This window comes from Mesorhizobium sp. P2_F8 (assembly GCF_056403655.1).
In genome coordinates this window covers 1-14,140 of record NZ_JBFUFB010000024.1, presented here as the reverse complement: position 1 = coordinate 14,140, position 14,140 = coordinate 1, and the positions used below count along the sequence as shown (strand labels likewise).

Sequence of the window (14,140 nt, the reverse complement as noted above, 5' to 3'; positions counted from 1 at the left end):
CTGGATAATTCTCGGGCTTTCTTATGCGATTCCGCCGCTGCCGTAACGGGCAAATGGTTGGCCCAAGCGCGGCCGATCGGACGTCGCGGCGGTCAGACGCCCAGCGACTTCAGCTTGCGGTGCAAAGCGGAGCGCTCCATGCCGATGAACTCGGCGGTTTTCGAGATGTTGCCGCCAAAGCGGTTGATCTGGGCGATCAGATAGTCCTTCTCGAACTGTTCGCGCGCCTCGCGCAGCGGCAGCGCCATGATGTGCTGGTCGGATTGATTCGGCGTGCGCGGCATGACATCGCCGATCTCGGACGGCAACAGGTCGGCGGTGATCGGCGCATCGACGTCATCGCCGCGCGCCAGGATCATCAGGCGCTCGACATTGTTGCGCAGTTGGCGGACGTTGCCCGGCCAGTTGTGCGCCTGCAGCACGGCCAGCGCGTCATCGCCGATGCGGCGCGGCTTGATGCCGGCCTGGCGGGCGATCTGCTTCATGAAATTGTCGACGAGGTAGGGAATGTCCTCGCGCCGCTCGGCCAGTCCCGGCACCATGACCGGAACCACCGCCAGGCGATGGTAAAGATCCTCGCGGAAACGGCCGTCGGCAATCATCGCTTCGAGGTTCTGCGAAGTCGAGGAAATGATGCGAACGTCGACCTTGACCCGCTTGGTGCCGCCTACCCGCTCGAACTGCTGCTCGACCAGCACGCGCAGGATCTTGTTCTGCGTCTCGCGCGGCATGTCGGCCACTTCGTCGATGTAGAGGATGCCGCGATGCGCCTCCTCAAGCGCGCCGACCTTGCGCTCGACACCGTTCGATTCGGTGCCGAACAGCTCGATCTCCATGCGTTCCGGCGTGATGTTGGCGGCGCTCAATGTCACGAACGGCGCGCCCTTGCGTGCCGACAGCGTGTGGATGGCACGCGCGGCCAGTTCCTTGCCCGAACCTGACGGGCCGATGATCATGACGCGGCTATTGGTCGGCGCGACGCGCTCGATGGTCTGGCGAAGCTGGCTCATCGCCGACGACATGCCGATCAGATCGAAGGTTTCGCCGCTGCGCAGCTTGAGGTCGGAAACCTCGCGCCGCAATTTCGAGGTTTCGAGCGCACGCTCGGCAATGAGGATCAGCCTGTCGGCCTTGAACGGTTTTTCAATGAAGTCATAGGCGCCGCGGCGAATGGCGGAGACCGCGGTTTCGATGTTGCCGTGACCGGAGATCATCACCACCGGCAAGGTCGGGTGCATCGTCTTGATCTCGTCGAGCAGCGCCAGGCCGTCCAGACGCGAGCCCTGCAGCCAGATGTCGAGGAAAATCAGCCGCGGCGCCCGGTCGGCGATCGCCGCCAATGCGCTGTCGGCATCGAATGCCGTGCGGGTTTCGTGACCTTCGTCGCTCAGGATGCCCGCGACGAGTTCACGGATGTCTTCCTCGTCATCGACGATGAGAATATCAGACGCCATTACCGACCTTTTCAGTTTCTCGTTCGTTTTCCGACCTGCTTTCGCCACGCGGAAGCGCGACCGCCACAGGCGGCAAGATGATGCTGATCATCGCGCCGCGCCCGCCGTGGAAATCCGCGGGCGCATCATGAAGTTCCAGCCTGCCACCATGGTCCTCCACGATCTTCTTGACGATAGCGAGACCGAGCCCGGTGCCCTTCTCGCGTGTGGTCATATAGGGCTCGAGCAGCCGTTGGCGATTCTCGCGCGGCAAACCTTTGCCATTGTCGATGACGTCGATGCGAATCGCGCCATTCTGGCGGCCGGCTTGAATCCGGATTATGCCGTGCGAACCATCCTTCTGTTCCAGCCCATCGATCGCTTCGGCGGCGTTCTTGATCACATTGCCGAAAGCCTGCGCCATCAGCCGGCTGTCGAACGTGCCCTTGAGCGGCTCGCTGCCGAATACCCGTTCGAAGGTGATGTCGGCGCGGCTGACCTCGACCAGGAACGAGGCCTCGCGCAGCGATTCGCGCAGGTCGATGGCCTTCATTTCGGGCTTCGGCATGCGGGCGAACGCCGAGAACTCGTCGACCATGCGGCCGATGTCCTCGACCTGCCGGATGATGGTGTCGGTGCACTGGTCGAAAACCTCGCGGTCCTCGGTGATGACCTTGCCGTAGCGGCGCTTGATGCGCTCGGCCGACAGCTGGATCGGCGTCAGCGGGTTCTTGATCTCATGCGCGATGCGCCGCGCCACGTCGGCCCAGGCGGAGGAGCGCTGCGCCTGAACCAGATCGGTGATGTCGTCGACCGTCACGACATAGGATTTTTCCTCCGCGCCGTCGTCGCCGGCCTCGATGGTGATCTGCACGTTGAAGGTCCGCTCGGCACCGGCGCGATAGAAAGTGACCTGTTCGCGGTAGACCGGTTTGCCGGACTTGCGGCCGATCTCGAAGACGCGGCCGACATGCGGCAGCACGGCGGAGAGGTTCTGTCCAAGTGCCGCGTTGGCGGATATGGCCAGCATCGCCTCGGCCGAGCGGTTGACGATGGTGACGATGCCATAGGGGTCGACGCCGATGACGCCGGCGGTGACACCGGCAAGCACCGCTTCAGAGAAACGGCGCCGTTCGTCGATCAGGTCCTTGGCGGACAGAATCTCGTTGCGCTGTGATTTCAGTTCGAGAAGCATCTTGTTGAACGTGTCGCCGAGCGAGGCGACATCGCCGTCCGATGGCCTGACAGGAACCGCGACGTCGAGATTGCCGGTCGCCACCTCGTCGGCGGCGCCGATAAGCTGGCGAATCGGCCGCACCAGGCGATCGGCAACGGCAATGCCGGTCCAGATCGCGGACAGGATGATGATCAGCGTCAGCGACAGATAGGGCAGCGCGAAGGCCACCTGCGAAGTGCGCCTGTTATCTTCCAGCCCGCGATATTCGTCGGTGTTGGATCTGACGATCTGCCGCGCCTTGATCACTTCGGGATCGACGAGGCGAATGGTGTAGAGATAGAGCCCATCGATCTCGCGCAGCTTGACGATGGCGCCCATGATGTTGCGCGTTTTCGGCTCGATCAGCACCGGCTTGCCGTCGGAGGCACTGGCCACGGCGCCTTCCGGCGGCTCGGGCATGGCGAAATCTGTGTCGGTCTTGGCGCTCATGACGAACGAGCCGTCGGGTTTGATCAGCGCTGCATGGGCCAGCGACCGGCCCACGGCTTCCTTGTTCATCAGGTCGAGAAAGCCAGTCCGATCAAGGCCATAGAGCGTCCTTGACGCGTCGAGATCATAGGCCATCGACAGCGTCGTGCCCTGGAGGTTGCGGGCATTTTCCTGGACATACGCATCGGCGATCGACAATGACGAATTGACGATCGTCTTGGTGCGGATTTCGAACCAGCGGTCGAGGCCGATGTCGAGCGTGATCGAGGCGATGATCGCCACCATGATGGCGGGAATTGCGGCGACCAGGGCAAACATTGCGACTATGCGCACGTGCAGCCGCGAGGCCGCCTTGCCGTGCCGGCGCGCCATCAGGATGCGGTGCACTTCGCGTCCGACCAGCGCGATGAGGAACAGGACGAATATGGCATTGAGGGCGATCAATGCGAGCGTCGTCGACTCGTTGGGCGTAATCGGCGTGGCGCCGACGAGGATGGTGAACGAGATCGCCGCCGTCACCAGCGCGCCGCCGACCGCGACCACACCGGGCAGCGCAAGCAGCCTGCGCCCGTCGCGTGCGCCGGGTTCGCTGAAAAGCGGTTGGTTGAGTGTCGGTGCCTGCGGAGCCATGTCGCCGTCTAGAGCCATCATTGCGTCGGATGTATGCAACGCATTGTGGCGATTATGCAACAAGTGTGACCGAGACGGAAATCTTTCGCGAGATGGTCCCCTGAAAAGAGCCCGGGCTCGGGTCAGGGCTCAGGGCTGTCGCGATGATTTGTAGACGTTGACGCCGAGGTCGCGAATCTTCTTGCGCAGCGTGTTGCGGTTCAAGCCCAGCAGTTCGGCGGCCTTGATCTGGTTGCCGCGGGTTGCCGTCATCGAGGCCAGGACCAGCGGATACTCGACCTCGGACAGAATGCGCTGATAGAGACCGGCAGGCGGCAAATCGCCGGCGAATGAGGCGAAATAGCGCTGCAGGAAATGCTCGACCGCCTGGCCGATGGACAGGTCGTCGGGAATGAGGTTGCCGCCGCCCGGCACCACCGGGCGCTCGCCGGTCTTGAGTTCCGCCTCGATGATCTCGGCCGAGATCTCGTCCTGCGAATAGAGCGCGGCGAGCCTGCGGACGAGGTTTTCCAGTTCGCGCACATTGCCCGGCCACGGGTAGCGCTTCATCAGTTCGATGCCGCCCGACGAAATGCGCTTGGTCTGCAGGCCTTCCATCTCGCCGAGCTTGAAGAAGTGCCGGACGAGGTCGGGCACGTCCTCGGAGCGCTCGCGCAGCGCCGGCAGCCTGAGCGGCACGACGTTGAGGCGATAGAAAAGATCCTCGCGGAAAAGCCCCTGGTTAATCAGCGTGCGCAGATCCTTGTTGGTGGCGGCGACGATGCGCACATCGGTCTTGATCGGCGTGCGCCCGCCGACGGTCGTGTACTCGCCCTGCTGCAGGACGCGCAGCAGGCGCGTCTGCGCTTCCATCGGCATGTCGCCGATCTCGTCGAGGAACAGCGTGCCGCCTTCGGCCTGTTCGAAGCGACCGGTGGAGCGGTTCTGCGCGCCGGTGAAGGCGCCCTTCTCGTGGCCGAACAGTTCCGATTCGATCAGGTCGCGCGGGATCGCCGCCATGTTGATGGCGACGAACGGGCCGCCGCGGCGGCGGCCATACTCATGCAGCGCACGCGCCACCAACTCCTTGCCGGTGCCGGATTCGCCAGAAATCATCACCGTTAGGTCGGTCTGCATCATGCGCGCCAGCATGCGGTAGATGTCCTGCATGGCCGCCGAGCGGCCGACCAGCGGCATCGCATCAGGTTGCTCTTCCGGCCGCGCATCGATCTTCGGCCGCCGCGGCTCGGAAAGCGCCCGGTTGACGATGTTGAGCAGTTCGGTCAGGTCGAATGGCTTCGGCAGATATTCATAAGCGCCGGTTTCGGACGCGCGGATCGCCGTCATGAAGGTGTTCTGGGCGCTCATGACGATAACAGGCAGCTCCGGCCGCGCCTTCTTGATGCGCGGCAGCATGTCGAAGGCGTTCTCGTCCGGCATCACCACATCGGTGATGACCAGATCCCCCTCGCCCGCCGCCACCCAGCGCCACAATGTCGAAGCGTTGGAAGTGACGCGCACCTCGTGACCGACGCGCGAGAGCGCCTGGTTGAGGACGGTGCGGATCGCCGCATCGTCGTCGGCGACGAGAATATTGCCGCGAACGGTCATTTGCGGTCTCCTTCACCGTCTTCATCGGCGCCGTATGGCACTTCTTTCCAGGCCGGCATCAGGATGCGGAAAGTGGTCCCGCGCGGCGTCGATTCGCATTCGATGATGCCGCCATGCTCGCCGACGATCTTGGCGACCAGCGCCAGCCCCAGCCCCGAGCCATTCGGCTTGGTGGTGATGAAGGGATCGAACAGGATCGGCAGGATATCTTCCGAGACGCCGGAGCCATTGTCGCGCACGCAGAATTCCAGCGGCAGCGATACACGATCCTGCGTGCCCGGAACGGAAACACGGATGCCCGGCCGGAAGGCCGTCGACAGCACGATCTCGCCCTGCGGGTCACTGCCGATCGCCTCGGCGGCGTTCTTGACCAGGTTGAGGAACACCTGGATGAGCTGGTCGCGGTTGGCAAACACCGGAGGCAATGAAGGATCATAATCCTCCATTATCTTGATTCTCTTGGCAAAACCGTTCTTGGCAATCGCCTTCACATGGTCGAGAACGACGTGGATGTTGACGGGGTAGCGATCGATCGGCCGCTCATCGGAAAACACCTCCATGCGGTCGACCAGCGACACGATGCGGTCGGTCTCGTCGGTAATCAGCCGCGTCAGCGCGCGGTCCTCGTCGGAAGCCGACAGTTCGAGCAGCTGGGCAGCACCGCGGATGCCGGAGAGCGGGTTCTTGATCTCATGGGCAAGCATCGCCGCCAGACCGGTCACCGAGCGCGCAGCGCCGCGGTGCGTCATCTGCCGGTCGATCTTGTCGGCCATCGACCGCTCCTGGAACATCACCACGACCGAGCCCGGAAATTCCGACACCGGCGCGACATAGAGATCGACGACCTTCTCGATGCCGAGGCGCGGCGACGATACGTCGACCCGGTACTCGTTGACCGGAGCCCGACGCTCGCGCACCTGATCGACCAGCGTCAGCAAAGGGCTGCCGAAAGGAATGAGTTTCGACAGCGTGTTGCGCGCCAGCATCGTCGCGCTCGAGCGGAAGAAGTCTTCCGCGTCGGCATTGGCGAAGGTGATGAACCCTGCCTCGCTGATCATGATCACAGGGCGGCGGATGGTGTTGAGCACGATCTGGGCGGCATCCGCCATTTCAACACCCTGGCCAGCGGCGGCGATCATGCGGCGCTCCGCAGGTTCAGCGGTTGCGCATCGCGCGAAAACACATCGCGCAGCATGGCGATGACGCGCGCGGGCTCGAATTCGGTCAGTATGGCCTTTCGGCTGTCGTCAGCCATGCCGCCGGCATGACTGTCGAGATACCAGCCAAGATGCTTGCGCGCCTGGCGCAGGCCACTTTCGACGCCATAGAGCGCCAGTATGTCCTCGTAGTGGGCCACGACATAGTCGGCCAGCGCCATCCGGTTCTGCGGCACCTTGGCCGCTGCCTCGCCCGTCGCGGCCGCCGCGATGCTGCCGGCGATCCACGGCGCACCGTAATGCGCGCGGCCGATCATGACGGCATCGGCACCGGATTGATCGAGAATGGCAGCCGCTTCCGCCGGCGAAGAAACATCGCCATTGGCGACGACCGGGATCGACACCGCTTCCTTGACGCGGCCGATGGCGCGCCAGTCGGCCTTGCCCTGGTAGAACTGGCAGCGCGTGCGGCCATGCACCGTCACCATCCTGACACCGGCCTGTTCGGCGCGGCGTGCCAGCATCGGGGCGTTGAGTGCGCCTTCGTCCCAGCCCAGCCGCATCTTGACCGTGACCGGCACCTTGACCGCGCCGACCACGGCGTCGATCAGCGACAGCGCGTGGTCGAGATCCAACATCAATGCCGAGCCGGCATAGCCACCGGTGACCTTCTTGGCCGGGCAACCCATGTTGATGTCGATGATGTCGGCGCCCTCGCCAGCAGCGATCCGCGCGCCTTCCGCCATGTGCGCCGCCTCGCGGCCGGCAAGCTGCACCATGTGAACCGGCAGGCCGGAATGACGAATGCGCAGGTCGCAACCGGCCCTGCCCTTGGCAAGCTCGCCGCTGGCCACCATTTCGGATACGACAAGACCGGCGCCATGCGCATGGGCGCGCTGCCGGAACGCCTCATCGGTGATGCCCGACATCGGCGCCAGGAACACGCGATTGCGAATTTGCACGCCGCCGACGTCGAGTGGCGCGGCCAATTTGGTCAAATCAGGCATGCACAAAAACCAAGCATATTAGTTCGTTGCACATTCTCTAGCCAGAACCGGTGCAATGTGCAACGCGGAATGACGCCACATTAAGGCGCAATTGGGAAAAATGCTGGCCTTCTGAATTGGCGCCAGGCGCCCCTCAGAACGCAAAGAACGCTTTAGAAGTTCATATTTGGCGCACGATCTTTTCCGAAAACCGATTACACTTTTCGGGATCGTGCGCTAAGCCAATCTGCATGACTGATGCAAGTGAAAATTCGAGTGACGATGGCAAGGTCGCCGTGGTGATCGTCGCCGCCGGCCGCGGCGCTCGCGCCGGGCAGGCCAACGGACCCAAGCAGTATCAAAGTATTGGCGGCCACGCCGTCATCGCCCACACGATTGAGATTTTCCTGGCCCACCCGCGGACCAGCGAAGTTGTTGTCGCCATTCATGCCGACGACCACGAGTTGTTCCAGCAGGCAGCAGGCGTCAACGCCGAGCGGGTCATCGTCATCATGGGCGGGGCGACCAGGCAGGCTTCGGTGCGGCTGGGACTACTCGCACTGAGAGGCCACGCGCCGGGCCGGGTTCTGATCCACGACGCCGTCCGCCCGTTTGTCGATGCGGAGTTGATTGACCGCACCATCGACGCCATCGGCGAGCGCGAGGGCGCGCTGCCCGCCCTGCCCGTCGCCGATACGCTGAAGCGCGAGTCGGCCGCTGGCGTCGTGGGAGAAACCGTTTCCCGCAACGGACTTCACGCCGCGCAGACGCCACAGGGCTTTCCGTTCTGGCCCATTCTTGCCGCGCACGAGAAAGCCCATCACCTGGGGAAAATGGACTTCACCGACGACGCCGCGATCGCCGAATGGGCGCATATTCCGGTAAGGATCGTTCCGGGTTCACCGGACAATGTCAAACTCACCTGGGCACGGGATATTGCAATGGCGGACCAGCGGCTTTCCGGCGAACGTGTGCGCTTCCCCGACATCAGAACCGGCAATGGCTACGACGTCCACGCCTTCGAACCTGGCGACCACGTCACCCTGTGCGGCGTCGCCATCCCGCATGACAAGAAACTTTCGGGCCATTCCGACGCCGATGTCGGCCTGCATGCCTTGACCGATGCGCTGCTGGCGACCTGTGGCGCCGGTGACATCGGCACGCATTTCCCGCCGTCCGATCCGCAGTGGAAAGGCGCTGCATCTCGTATCTTCGTCGAACATGCGGCAAAACTGGTGCGCGAGCGCGGCGGCCGCATCGCCAACGCCGACATCACGCTGATCTGCGAGGCGCCGCGCGTCGGCCCGCATCGCGAGCCGATGACGGCAGCCCTGTCACAGATGCTGGCAATTTCCCCTGATCGCATCTCGATCAAGGCGACAACCAACGAAAAGCTCGGCTTTGTCGGCCGCGAGGAAGGCATAGCGGCCATAGCCACCGCCAGCGTGGTGTTTCCCGGCGAGGTGCCGGAATGACCAACAACGAGCTGGCAAACGCGCTGCTTCAGGCCTGCCAGCAGCGCGGCATCATGCTGGCAACGGCCGAAAGCTGCACGGGCGGCATGATCATCGCCGCGCTCACGGACATTGCCGGCTCGTCCGCCGTGGTCGATCGCGGCTTCATCACCTATTCGAACGAAGCCAAGATGGACATGCTCGGTGTTTCCCCCGCCACGCTTGAGGAGTACGGCGCGGTTTCACGCGAGACGGCAATCGAAATGGCAAAGGGCGCGCTCGACCGTTCGCGCGCCAAGCTGACGCTCGCGGTCACCGGCATCGCCGGGCCTGGCGGCGGCTCGGCGGAAAAGCCTGTCGGCCTGGTCTGGTTCGGGGTCGGGCTGGACGGCGAGACCGTGGCTGCGGAACACAGGCTGTTTGCCGACAAGGGGCGCGATCTTATCCGCCGTGAAACAGTTGGGCATGCGCTGGAACTGGGACTGCGTGCGCTTGGCCAGCGTTAAAGCGCGACGCGCTTAAAGTCTTTGTATTTATGCCCTGTCGTTGTTCCGCTGCGCACTTTTGGGCGACATGCATCAGGCCGACGATACAACACCGTAGATGAAGTCGGCGCGCTTCTCGAAAGCCTCGGCGAACATGCGGAAGGCCCGATCGAACATGGTGCCCATCACCGCGCCCAGAATGCGGCTCTTGAATTCATAATCGATGAAGAAGCGGACAATACAGCCTCCGCCATCGGGTTCGAAGCGCCAGACATTGCTTAGATATTTGAACGGGCCATCGATGTATTTCACGTCGATAGTGTTCTCGTCGGGTTTCAGCAGCACCTGCGTGGTGAAGGTTTCGCGGATCGCCTTGTAGCCGATGCTCATGTCGGCGACGAGAACGGTGCGTCCGTCACGCTCCTTGCGCGAGCGCACCGTCAGCGCTTCGCAAAGCGGCAGGAACTGCGGATAGGCCTCGATATCGGCAACCAGTGCGAACATCTGTTGCGGCGTATGGGCAACCCGGCGGGTGGCTTCGAATTTCGGCATGAACCGGCCCTAAAGCGCGTTGCGTTGAAACGGATTCAAGCGACGCGCTTTAGATTCCTTGTTTTTATGCATGTCGTTCTCCCAAAACCGACGTCACTTTTGGGCGACATGCATTAGAGCGATTTCTTGAGAAGCGCTTCCCGCGCCGCACGCAACCTAGCGAAATCGTCGCCGGCGTGGTGCGACGAGCGCGTCAGCGGGCTCGACGCCACCAGCAGAAAACCCTTGGTCCGGCCGATCGTCTCGAAGGATTTGAACTCCTCCGGGGTGACGAAGCGGATCACCGGATGGTGCTTCTTGGACGGCTGCAGATACTGGCCGATGGTCATGAAGTCGACATTGGCCGAGCGCAGATCGTCCATCAACTGCAGGATTTCGTTCCGCTCTTCGCCCAAGCCCACCATGATGCCGGACTTGGTGAAGATCGACGGGTCGAGTTCCTTGACCCGCTGCAACAGTCGGATCGAATGAAAATAGCGGGCGCCTGGACGAACCGTCAGATAGTTCGACGGCACGGTCTCGAGATTGTGGTTGAAGACGTCGGGCTTGGCCGCCACGACGATCTCCAGTGCGCCTTCCTTACGCAGGAAATCGGGCGTCAGGATTTCGATCGTGGTCAACGGCGTGGCCGCCCTGATGGCGCGGATGACCTCGGCAAAATGCTGCGCACCGCCATCGGCAAGATCATCGCGGTCGACCGAGGTGATGACGACATGGGTCAGGCCCATCTGCTTGACCGCGTGCGCGACGCGGGCCGGTTCATCGGGATCGAGTGCGGTCGGGATGCCGGTGGCGACATTGCAGAACGCGCAGGCGCGTGTGCAGATCTCGCCCATGATCATGAAGGTGGCGTGCTTCTTCTCCCAGCACTCGCCGATGTTGGGGCAGCCGGCCTCTTCGCAGACGGTCACCAGCTTGTGCGACTTCACGATCTCGCGGGTCTCGGCATAACCCTTCGAGACCGGCGCCTTGACGCGGATCCAGTCGGGCTTGCGCAGCACGTCCTGATCGGGCTTGTGCGCCTTTTCCGGGTGCCGCAAGCGCGGTGCGTTGGCAATCGTATCGAGGACAGTGACCATCTGGAAACCTGGTTTGTTCGCGACAGCCAGTCCGGCTTTCGCTGTCATAACGTCATCTAAGACTTTTCAACTCAAAGAAAAAGGCCGCCGCAGTGCATGCCGCGGCAGCCCTTTTCGCATAGCAGCTGTTCAACGATATTAACGGCGCACCAGGCGTCCGACCCAGATCAGCAGGCAGGCGCCGATAAAGCCGGTGATCAGATAGGCGGTCCAGCCGATGCCGAAGACACCGACGTTGAGCGCCTGCAGGATGGCGTTCAGCACGATCGCACCGACGATGCCCAGAACAATATTCATGAAGATCCCGGTGTTGCTCTTCATGACCATTTCGGCGAGCCAGCCTGCCAGGCCGCCGATAATGATTGCTGCTATCCAACCGACGCCATTCAAGTGCATATGCCCTCTCCTTGTGTGATGGGTGAAAATGCATCCGCAAACGAACATCCTTGCCGCCGGGTTCCATCGATTACCCGCGGGCCTGATTTATCACGCGTTGAGCGCCCGGCCATAGGCGTCGAGCACGCTTTCCTTCATCATTTCCGAGAGCGTGGGATGCGGGAAGATGGTGTGCATCAGTTCTTCCTCGGTCGTCTCCAGGTTCATCGCCACGACAAAGCCCTGGATCAGCTCGGTCACCTCGGCGCCAACCATATGCGCGCCGAGCAGCTGACCTGTCTTCTTGTCGAAGATGGTCTTCACGAAGCCCTGGTCCTCGCCAAGCGCGATGGCCTTGCCGTTGGCGGCGAACTGGAACCGTCCGACTCGGATATCCCAGCCCTCGGCCTTGGCCTTGGCCTCCGTCAGGCCGACGGAGGCGACCTGCGGATTGCAGTAGGTGCAGCCCGGAATCTTGAGCTTGTCGGTGGCATGCACGCCGGGAAAGTTGGCAATCTTTTCGACGCACACCACGCCCTCGTGCTCTGCCTTGTGGGCAAGCATCGGCGGGCCGGCGACATCGCCGATGGCATAAATGGCGGGCACATTGGTCTTGCCGTAGCCGTCGACGACGATGCAGCCGCGGTCGGTCTTCACGCCGAGCGCCTCAAGCCCGAGGTTTTCGATGTTGCCCTGCACGCCGACGGCCGAGATCATGCGGTCGGCGGTGATCTTCTCGACTTTGCCGTCCTTCATCTCGACATGCGCGGTGACCGAGTTCGCGCCCTTCTCGACCTTGGTTACCTTGGCCTCGAGAATGATCTTCATGCCTTGCTTCTCGAACTGCTTTTGCGCGAATTTCGAGACTTCGGCGTCCTCGACCGGCATCACCGCAGGCAGGAGTTCGACAACCGTCACTTCGGCGCCCATGGTGCGGTAGAAGGAGGCGAATTCGATGCCGATGGCGCCTGAACCCATGACCAGCAGCGATTTCGGCATCTCCTTCGGCACCATGGCTTCGAAGTAGGTCCAGATGAGCTTGCCATCCGGCTCGATGCCGGGCAGCGCGCGCGGCCGGGCGCCGGTCGCCAGAATGATGTGCTTGGCGGTGTAGGTGCCCTCGCCCTTGACGCCTTTCGGTACCGGCGGCTGCGGCTCCATCGGCGTCTTGGCCGTCTTGGACACGACGATCTCACCCGGCTTCGAGAGCTTGGCTTCGCCCCAGATCACGTCGACCTTGTTCTTCTTCATCAGGAAGGCAACGCCGCCATTGAGCCGCAGCGAGACTTTTCGCGAACGGTCGACCACGGCAGCCGTGTCGACGCTGACCTTGCCATCGAGCTTCAGCCCGTAATCCTTCAGATGATCCGAATAGTGCATGATCTCGGCCGAGCGCAGCAGCGCCTTGGTCGGAATGCAACCCCAGTTGAGGCAGATGCCGCCGAGATGCTCGCGCTCGACGATCGCCGTCTTGAAGCCAAGCTGGGCGGAACGCACCGCCGTGACATAGCCGCCCGGGCCGGAGCCGATGATGATGACGTCGTAGTTCTCAGCCACGATTTTCTCCTTGATTCACGATTCCAGCATGCCGCGCAAGAGGGGCGCTAACGCCTTGCCGATGTTGCGCGTATTTTCGGCATCGAGATGGACGCCGTCGAGCGGTGTACATCTAGCGACGCTCGCTGCATCAAAAAAGCCGCAGCCCATCTCGTTGGCGGCGGTTTGATAAAAGCTGGCGAGCTTGGGCGACTCGATTGCACCCGTTCCCAACATTTCGGCGTAGTCCACCTTGCGGGTTTCCACGATATGCGGCGGCGCAACCAGAATAATCCTGGGGGCGGCACCGCCGAATGGATAGGCGTGCCCCCGCACAATTTCGACGAGGCGTCGCATGCCATAGGACGCTATGACTGCGCTGCCATGAATCGACGGCTTCATGTCGTTGGAGCCAAGCATGATGACGATCAGATCGATCGGCGAATGCGTGCTCAGGATCGTCGGCAATATTCGCGCGCCGTTTCGGTCCGCGCCCGACAAGAAGTCGTCATAGGCCGTGGTGCGGCCGCCCAGTCCCTCGGCAATGACGTGGAAGCTCGGTCCGAGTGCTCTCGCCAGTGTGGTTGGCCACTGGTCTTCGTGTTCATGTCGACCCAAAGTTTCCGGGTTGTGTCCCCAGGTCAGCGAATCGCCGTAGCACAGAACTGTCTTCATGCACCCACACCCACCTGTGCCTTGGTCAAACCGCGTCTCACCCGCCAGCGCACGAACAGCCATTGCACAACGACGGTCACCAGCCCCGGCAGGCCAAAGCCGACCACCATGGGAATGTCCTTCTTCACCACCGCGGCACCGTTGTCGGCGTAGAGGATCAGCGCGACCAGCAGGGCAAGCAACACCGCAAACATGATCATCAGCCACTTACCCGTCCTGGCCACCGCCGCGACCGGATCCGTCATGAACTGCGCCACGAAGAAGACGAAGGTAACCATGAAGGTCACCAGCACCGAGAACATGAAAACGAGGATGTATTCTTCCTCGGCGCCAGTGGCGATGGCCAACCACTGCGCGACCAGCCCGCCGGCCAAACCGGAAAGAATGAAAGCGAAAAGGCTGGTGAAGAATGTCCGCACCGCCCTTTCCCTTCCTAGACCAGCATGCCCATCGGGTTCTCGATCAGGCGTTTGAAGGCAACCAGCAATTCGGCCCCCAGCGCACCGTCGACGGCGCGATGGT

General features: G+C 62.5%; 13 protein-coding genes. 2 read left to right on the top strand and 11 right to left on the bottom strand.

What is annotated here, in order from left to right; translation table 11 throughout:
- Window positions 1–92: 92 nt before the first annotated feature.
- From ntrX to dusB, 5 genes are all read right to left on the bottom strand, one after another.
- Window positions 93–1,454 carry a nitrogen assimilation response regulator NtrX gene (ntrX, locus tag AC1DZP_RS32730; protein ID WP_095091615.1) on the bottom strand — a complete coding sequence of 454 codons (1,362 nt, stop codon included), beginning with the start codon at window positions 1,452–1,454 and terminating at the stop codon, window positions 93–95.
- Entirely contained in the window at window positions 1,444–3,729 is a 2,286-nt protein-coding gene (locus tag AC1DZP_RS32725) for a sensor histidine kinase NtrY-like (protein ID WP_477227111.1), read from the bottom strand. The genes ntrX and AC1DZP_RS32725 overlap by 11 nt, the downstream gene beginning before the upstream one ends.
- Before the next feature lie 129 nt (window positions 3,730–3,858).
- On the bottom strand, window positions 3,859–5,319 hold the full coding sequence (gene ntrC, locus AC1DZP_RS32720) for a nitrogen regulation protein NR(I) (protein WP_095091616.1): 1,461 nt from the start codon (window positions 5,317–5,319) through the stop codon (window positions 3,859–3,861).
- Window positions 5,316–6,458 carry a two-component system sensor histidine kinase NtrB gene (locus AC1DZP_RS32715; protein ID WP_477308122.1) on the bottom strand — a complete coding sequence of 381 codons (1,143 nt, stop codon included), beginning with the start codon at window positions 6,456–6,458 and terminating at the stop codon, window positions 5,316–5,318. Before AC1DZP_RS32715 ends, ntrC begins: the two co-directional genes overlap by 4 nt.
- Complete coding sequence (gene dusB / locus AC1DZP_RS32710) at window positions 6,455–7,483, bottom strand: tRNA dihydrouridine synthase DusB (RefSeq protein ID WP_477308120.1); 1,029 nt, start codon at window positions 7,481–7,483, stop codon at window positions 6,455–6,457. The genes AC1DZP_RS32715 and dusB overlap by 4 nt, the downstream gene beginning before the upstream one ends.
- 230 nt (window positions 7,484–7,713) lie before the next feature.
- Here dusB and AC1DZP_RS32705 point away from each other — a divergent pair, with 230 nt between their 5' ends.
- On the top strand, window positions 7,714–8,937 hold the full coding sequence (locus AC1DZP_RS32705; RefSeq protein WP_477308118.1) for a bifunctional 2-C-methyl-D-erythritol 4-phosphate cytidylyltransferase/2-C-methyl-D-erythritol 2,4-cyclodiphosphate synthase: 1,224 nt from the start codon (window positions 7,714–7,716) through the stop codon (window positions 8,935–8,937).
- Complete coding sequence (locus AC1DZP_RS32700; protein WP_477308117.1) at window positions 8,934–9,422, top strand: CinA family protein; 489 nt, start codon at window positions 8,934–8,936, stop codon at window positions 9,420–9,422. Before AC1DZP_RS32705 ends, AC1DZP_RS32700 begins: the two co-directional genes overlap by 4 nt.
- 72 nt (window positions 9,423–9,494) lie before the next feature.
- Here AC1DZP_RS32700 and AC1DZP_RS32695 read toward each other — a convergent pair whose 3' ends face one another.
- The 6 genes from AC1DZP_RS32695 to AC1DZP_RS32670 all read right to left on the bottom strand — a co-directional run bounded on the left by AC1DZP_RS32695 (window position 9,495) and on the right by AC1DZP_RS32670 (window position 14,037).
- Window positions 9,495–9,953, bottom strand: a complete 459-nt coding sequence (locus AC1DZP_RS32695) for a type II toxin-antitoxin system RatA family toxin (protein ID WP_477308115.1) — start codon at window positions 9,951–9,953, stop codon at window positions 9,495–9,497.
- Between the two features lie 113 nt (window positions 9,954–10,066).
- Window positions 10,067–11,032: a lipoyl synthase gene (lipA, locus tag AC1DZP_RS32690; RefSeq protein WP_379025166.1), complete on the bottom strand. Its 966-nt coding sequence runs from the start codon at window positions 11,030–11,032 to the stop codon at window positions 10,067–10,069.
- 138 nt (window positions 11,033–11,170) lie between these two features.
- A complete protein-coding gene (locus AC1DZP_RS32685) occupies window positions 11,171–11,428 on the bottom strand; it encodes a GlsB/YeaQ/YmgE family stress response membrane protein (RefSeq protein WP_095091622.1) in 258 nt (85 codons plus the stop codon).
- Window positions 11,429–11,518: 90 nt separating this feature from the next.
- The gene (lpdA, locus tag AC1DZP_RS32680; RefSeq protein ID WP_477308113.1) at window positions 11,519–12,964 is read right to left on the bottom strand and encodes a dihydrolipoyl dehydrogenase; all 1,446 of its coding nucleotides are present in this window, start codon (window positions 12,962–12,964) and stop codon (window positions 11,519–11,521) included.
- A gap of 15 nt (window positions 12,965–12,979) precedes the next feature.
- Window positions 12,980–13,618 carry an SGNH/GDSL hydrolase family protein gene (locus tag AC1DZP_RS32675; protein ID WP_477308163.1) on the bottom strand — a complete coding sequence of 213 codons (639 nt, stop codon included), beginning with the start codon at window positions 13,616–13,618 and terminating at the stop codon, window positions 12,980–12,982.
- Entirely contained in the window at window positions 13,615–14,037 is a 423-nt protein-coding gene (locus tag AC1DZP_RS32670) for a hypothetical protein (RefSeq protein ID WP_477308111.1), read from the bottom strand. Before AC1DZP_RS32670 ends, AC1DZP_RS32675 begins: the two co-directional genes overlap by 4 nt.
- Window positions 14,038–14,140: the final 103 nt, after the last annotated feature.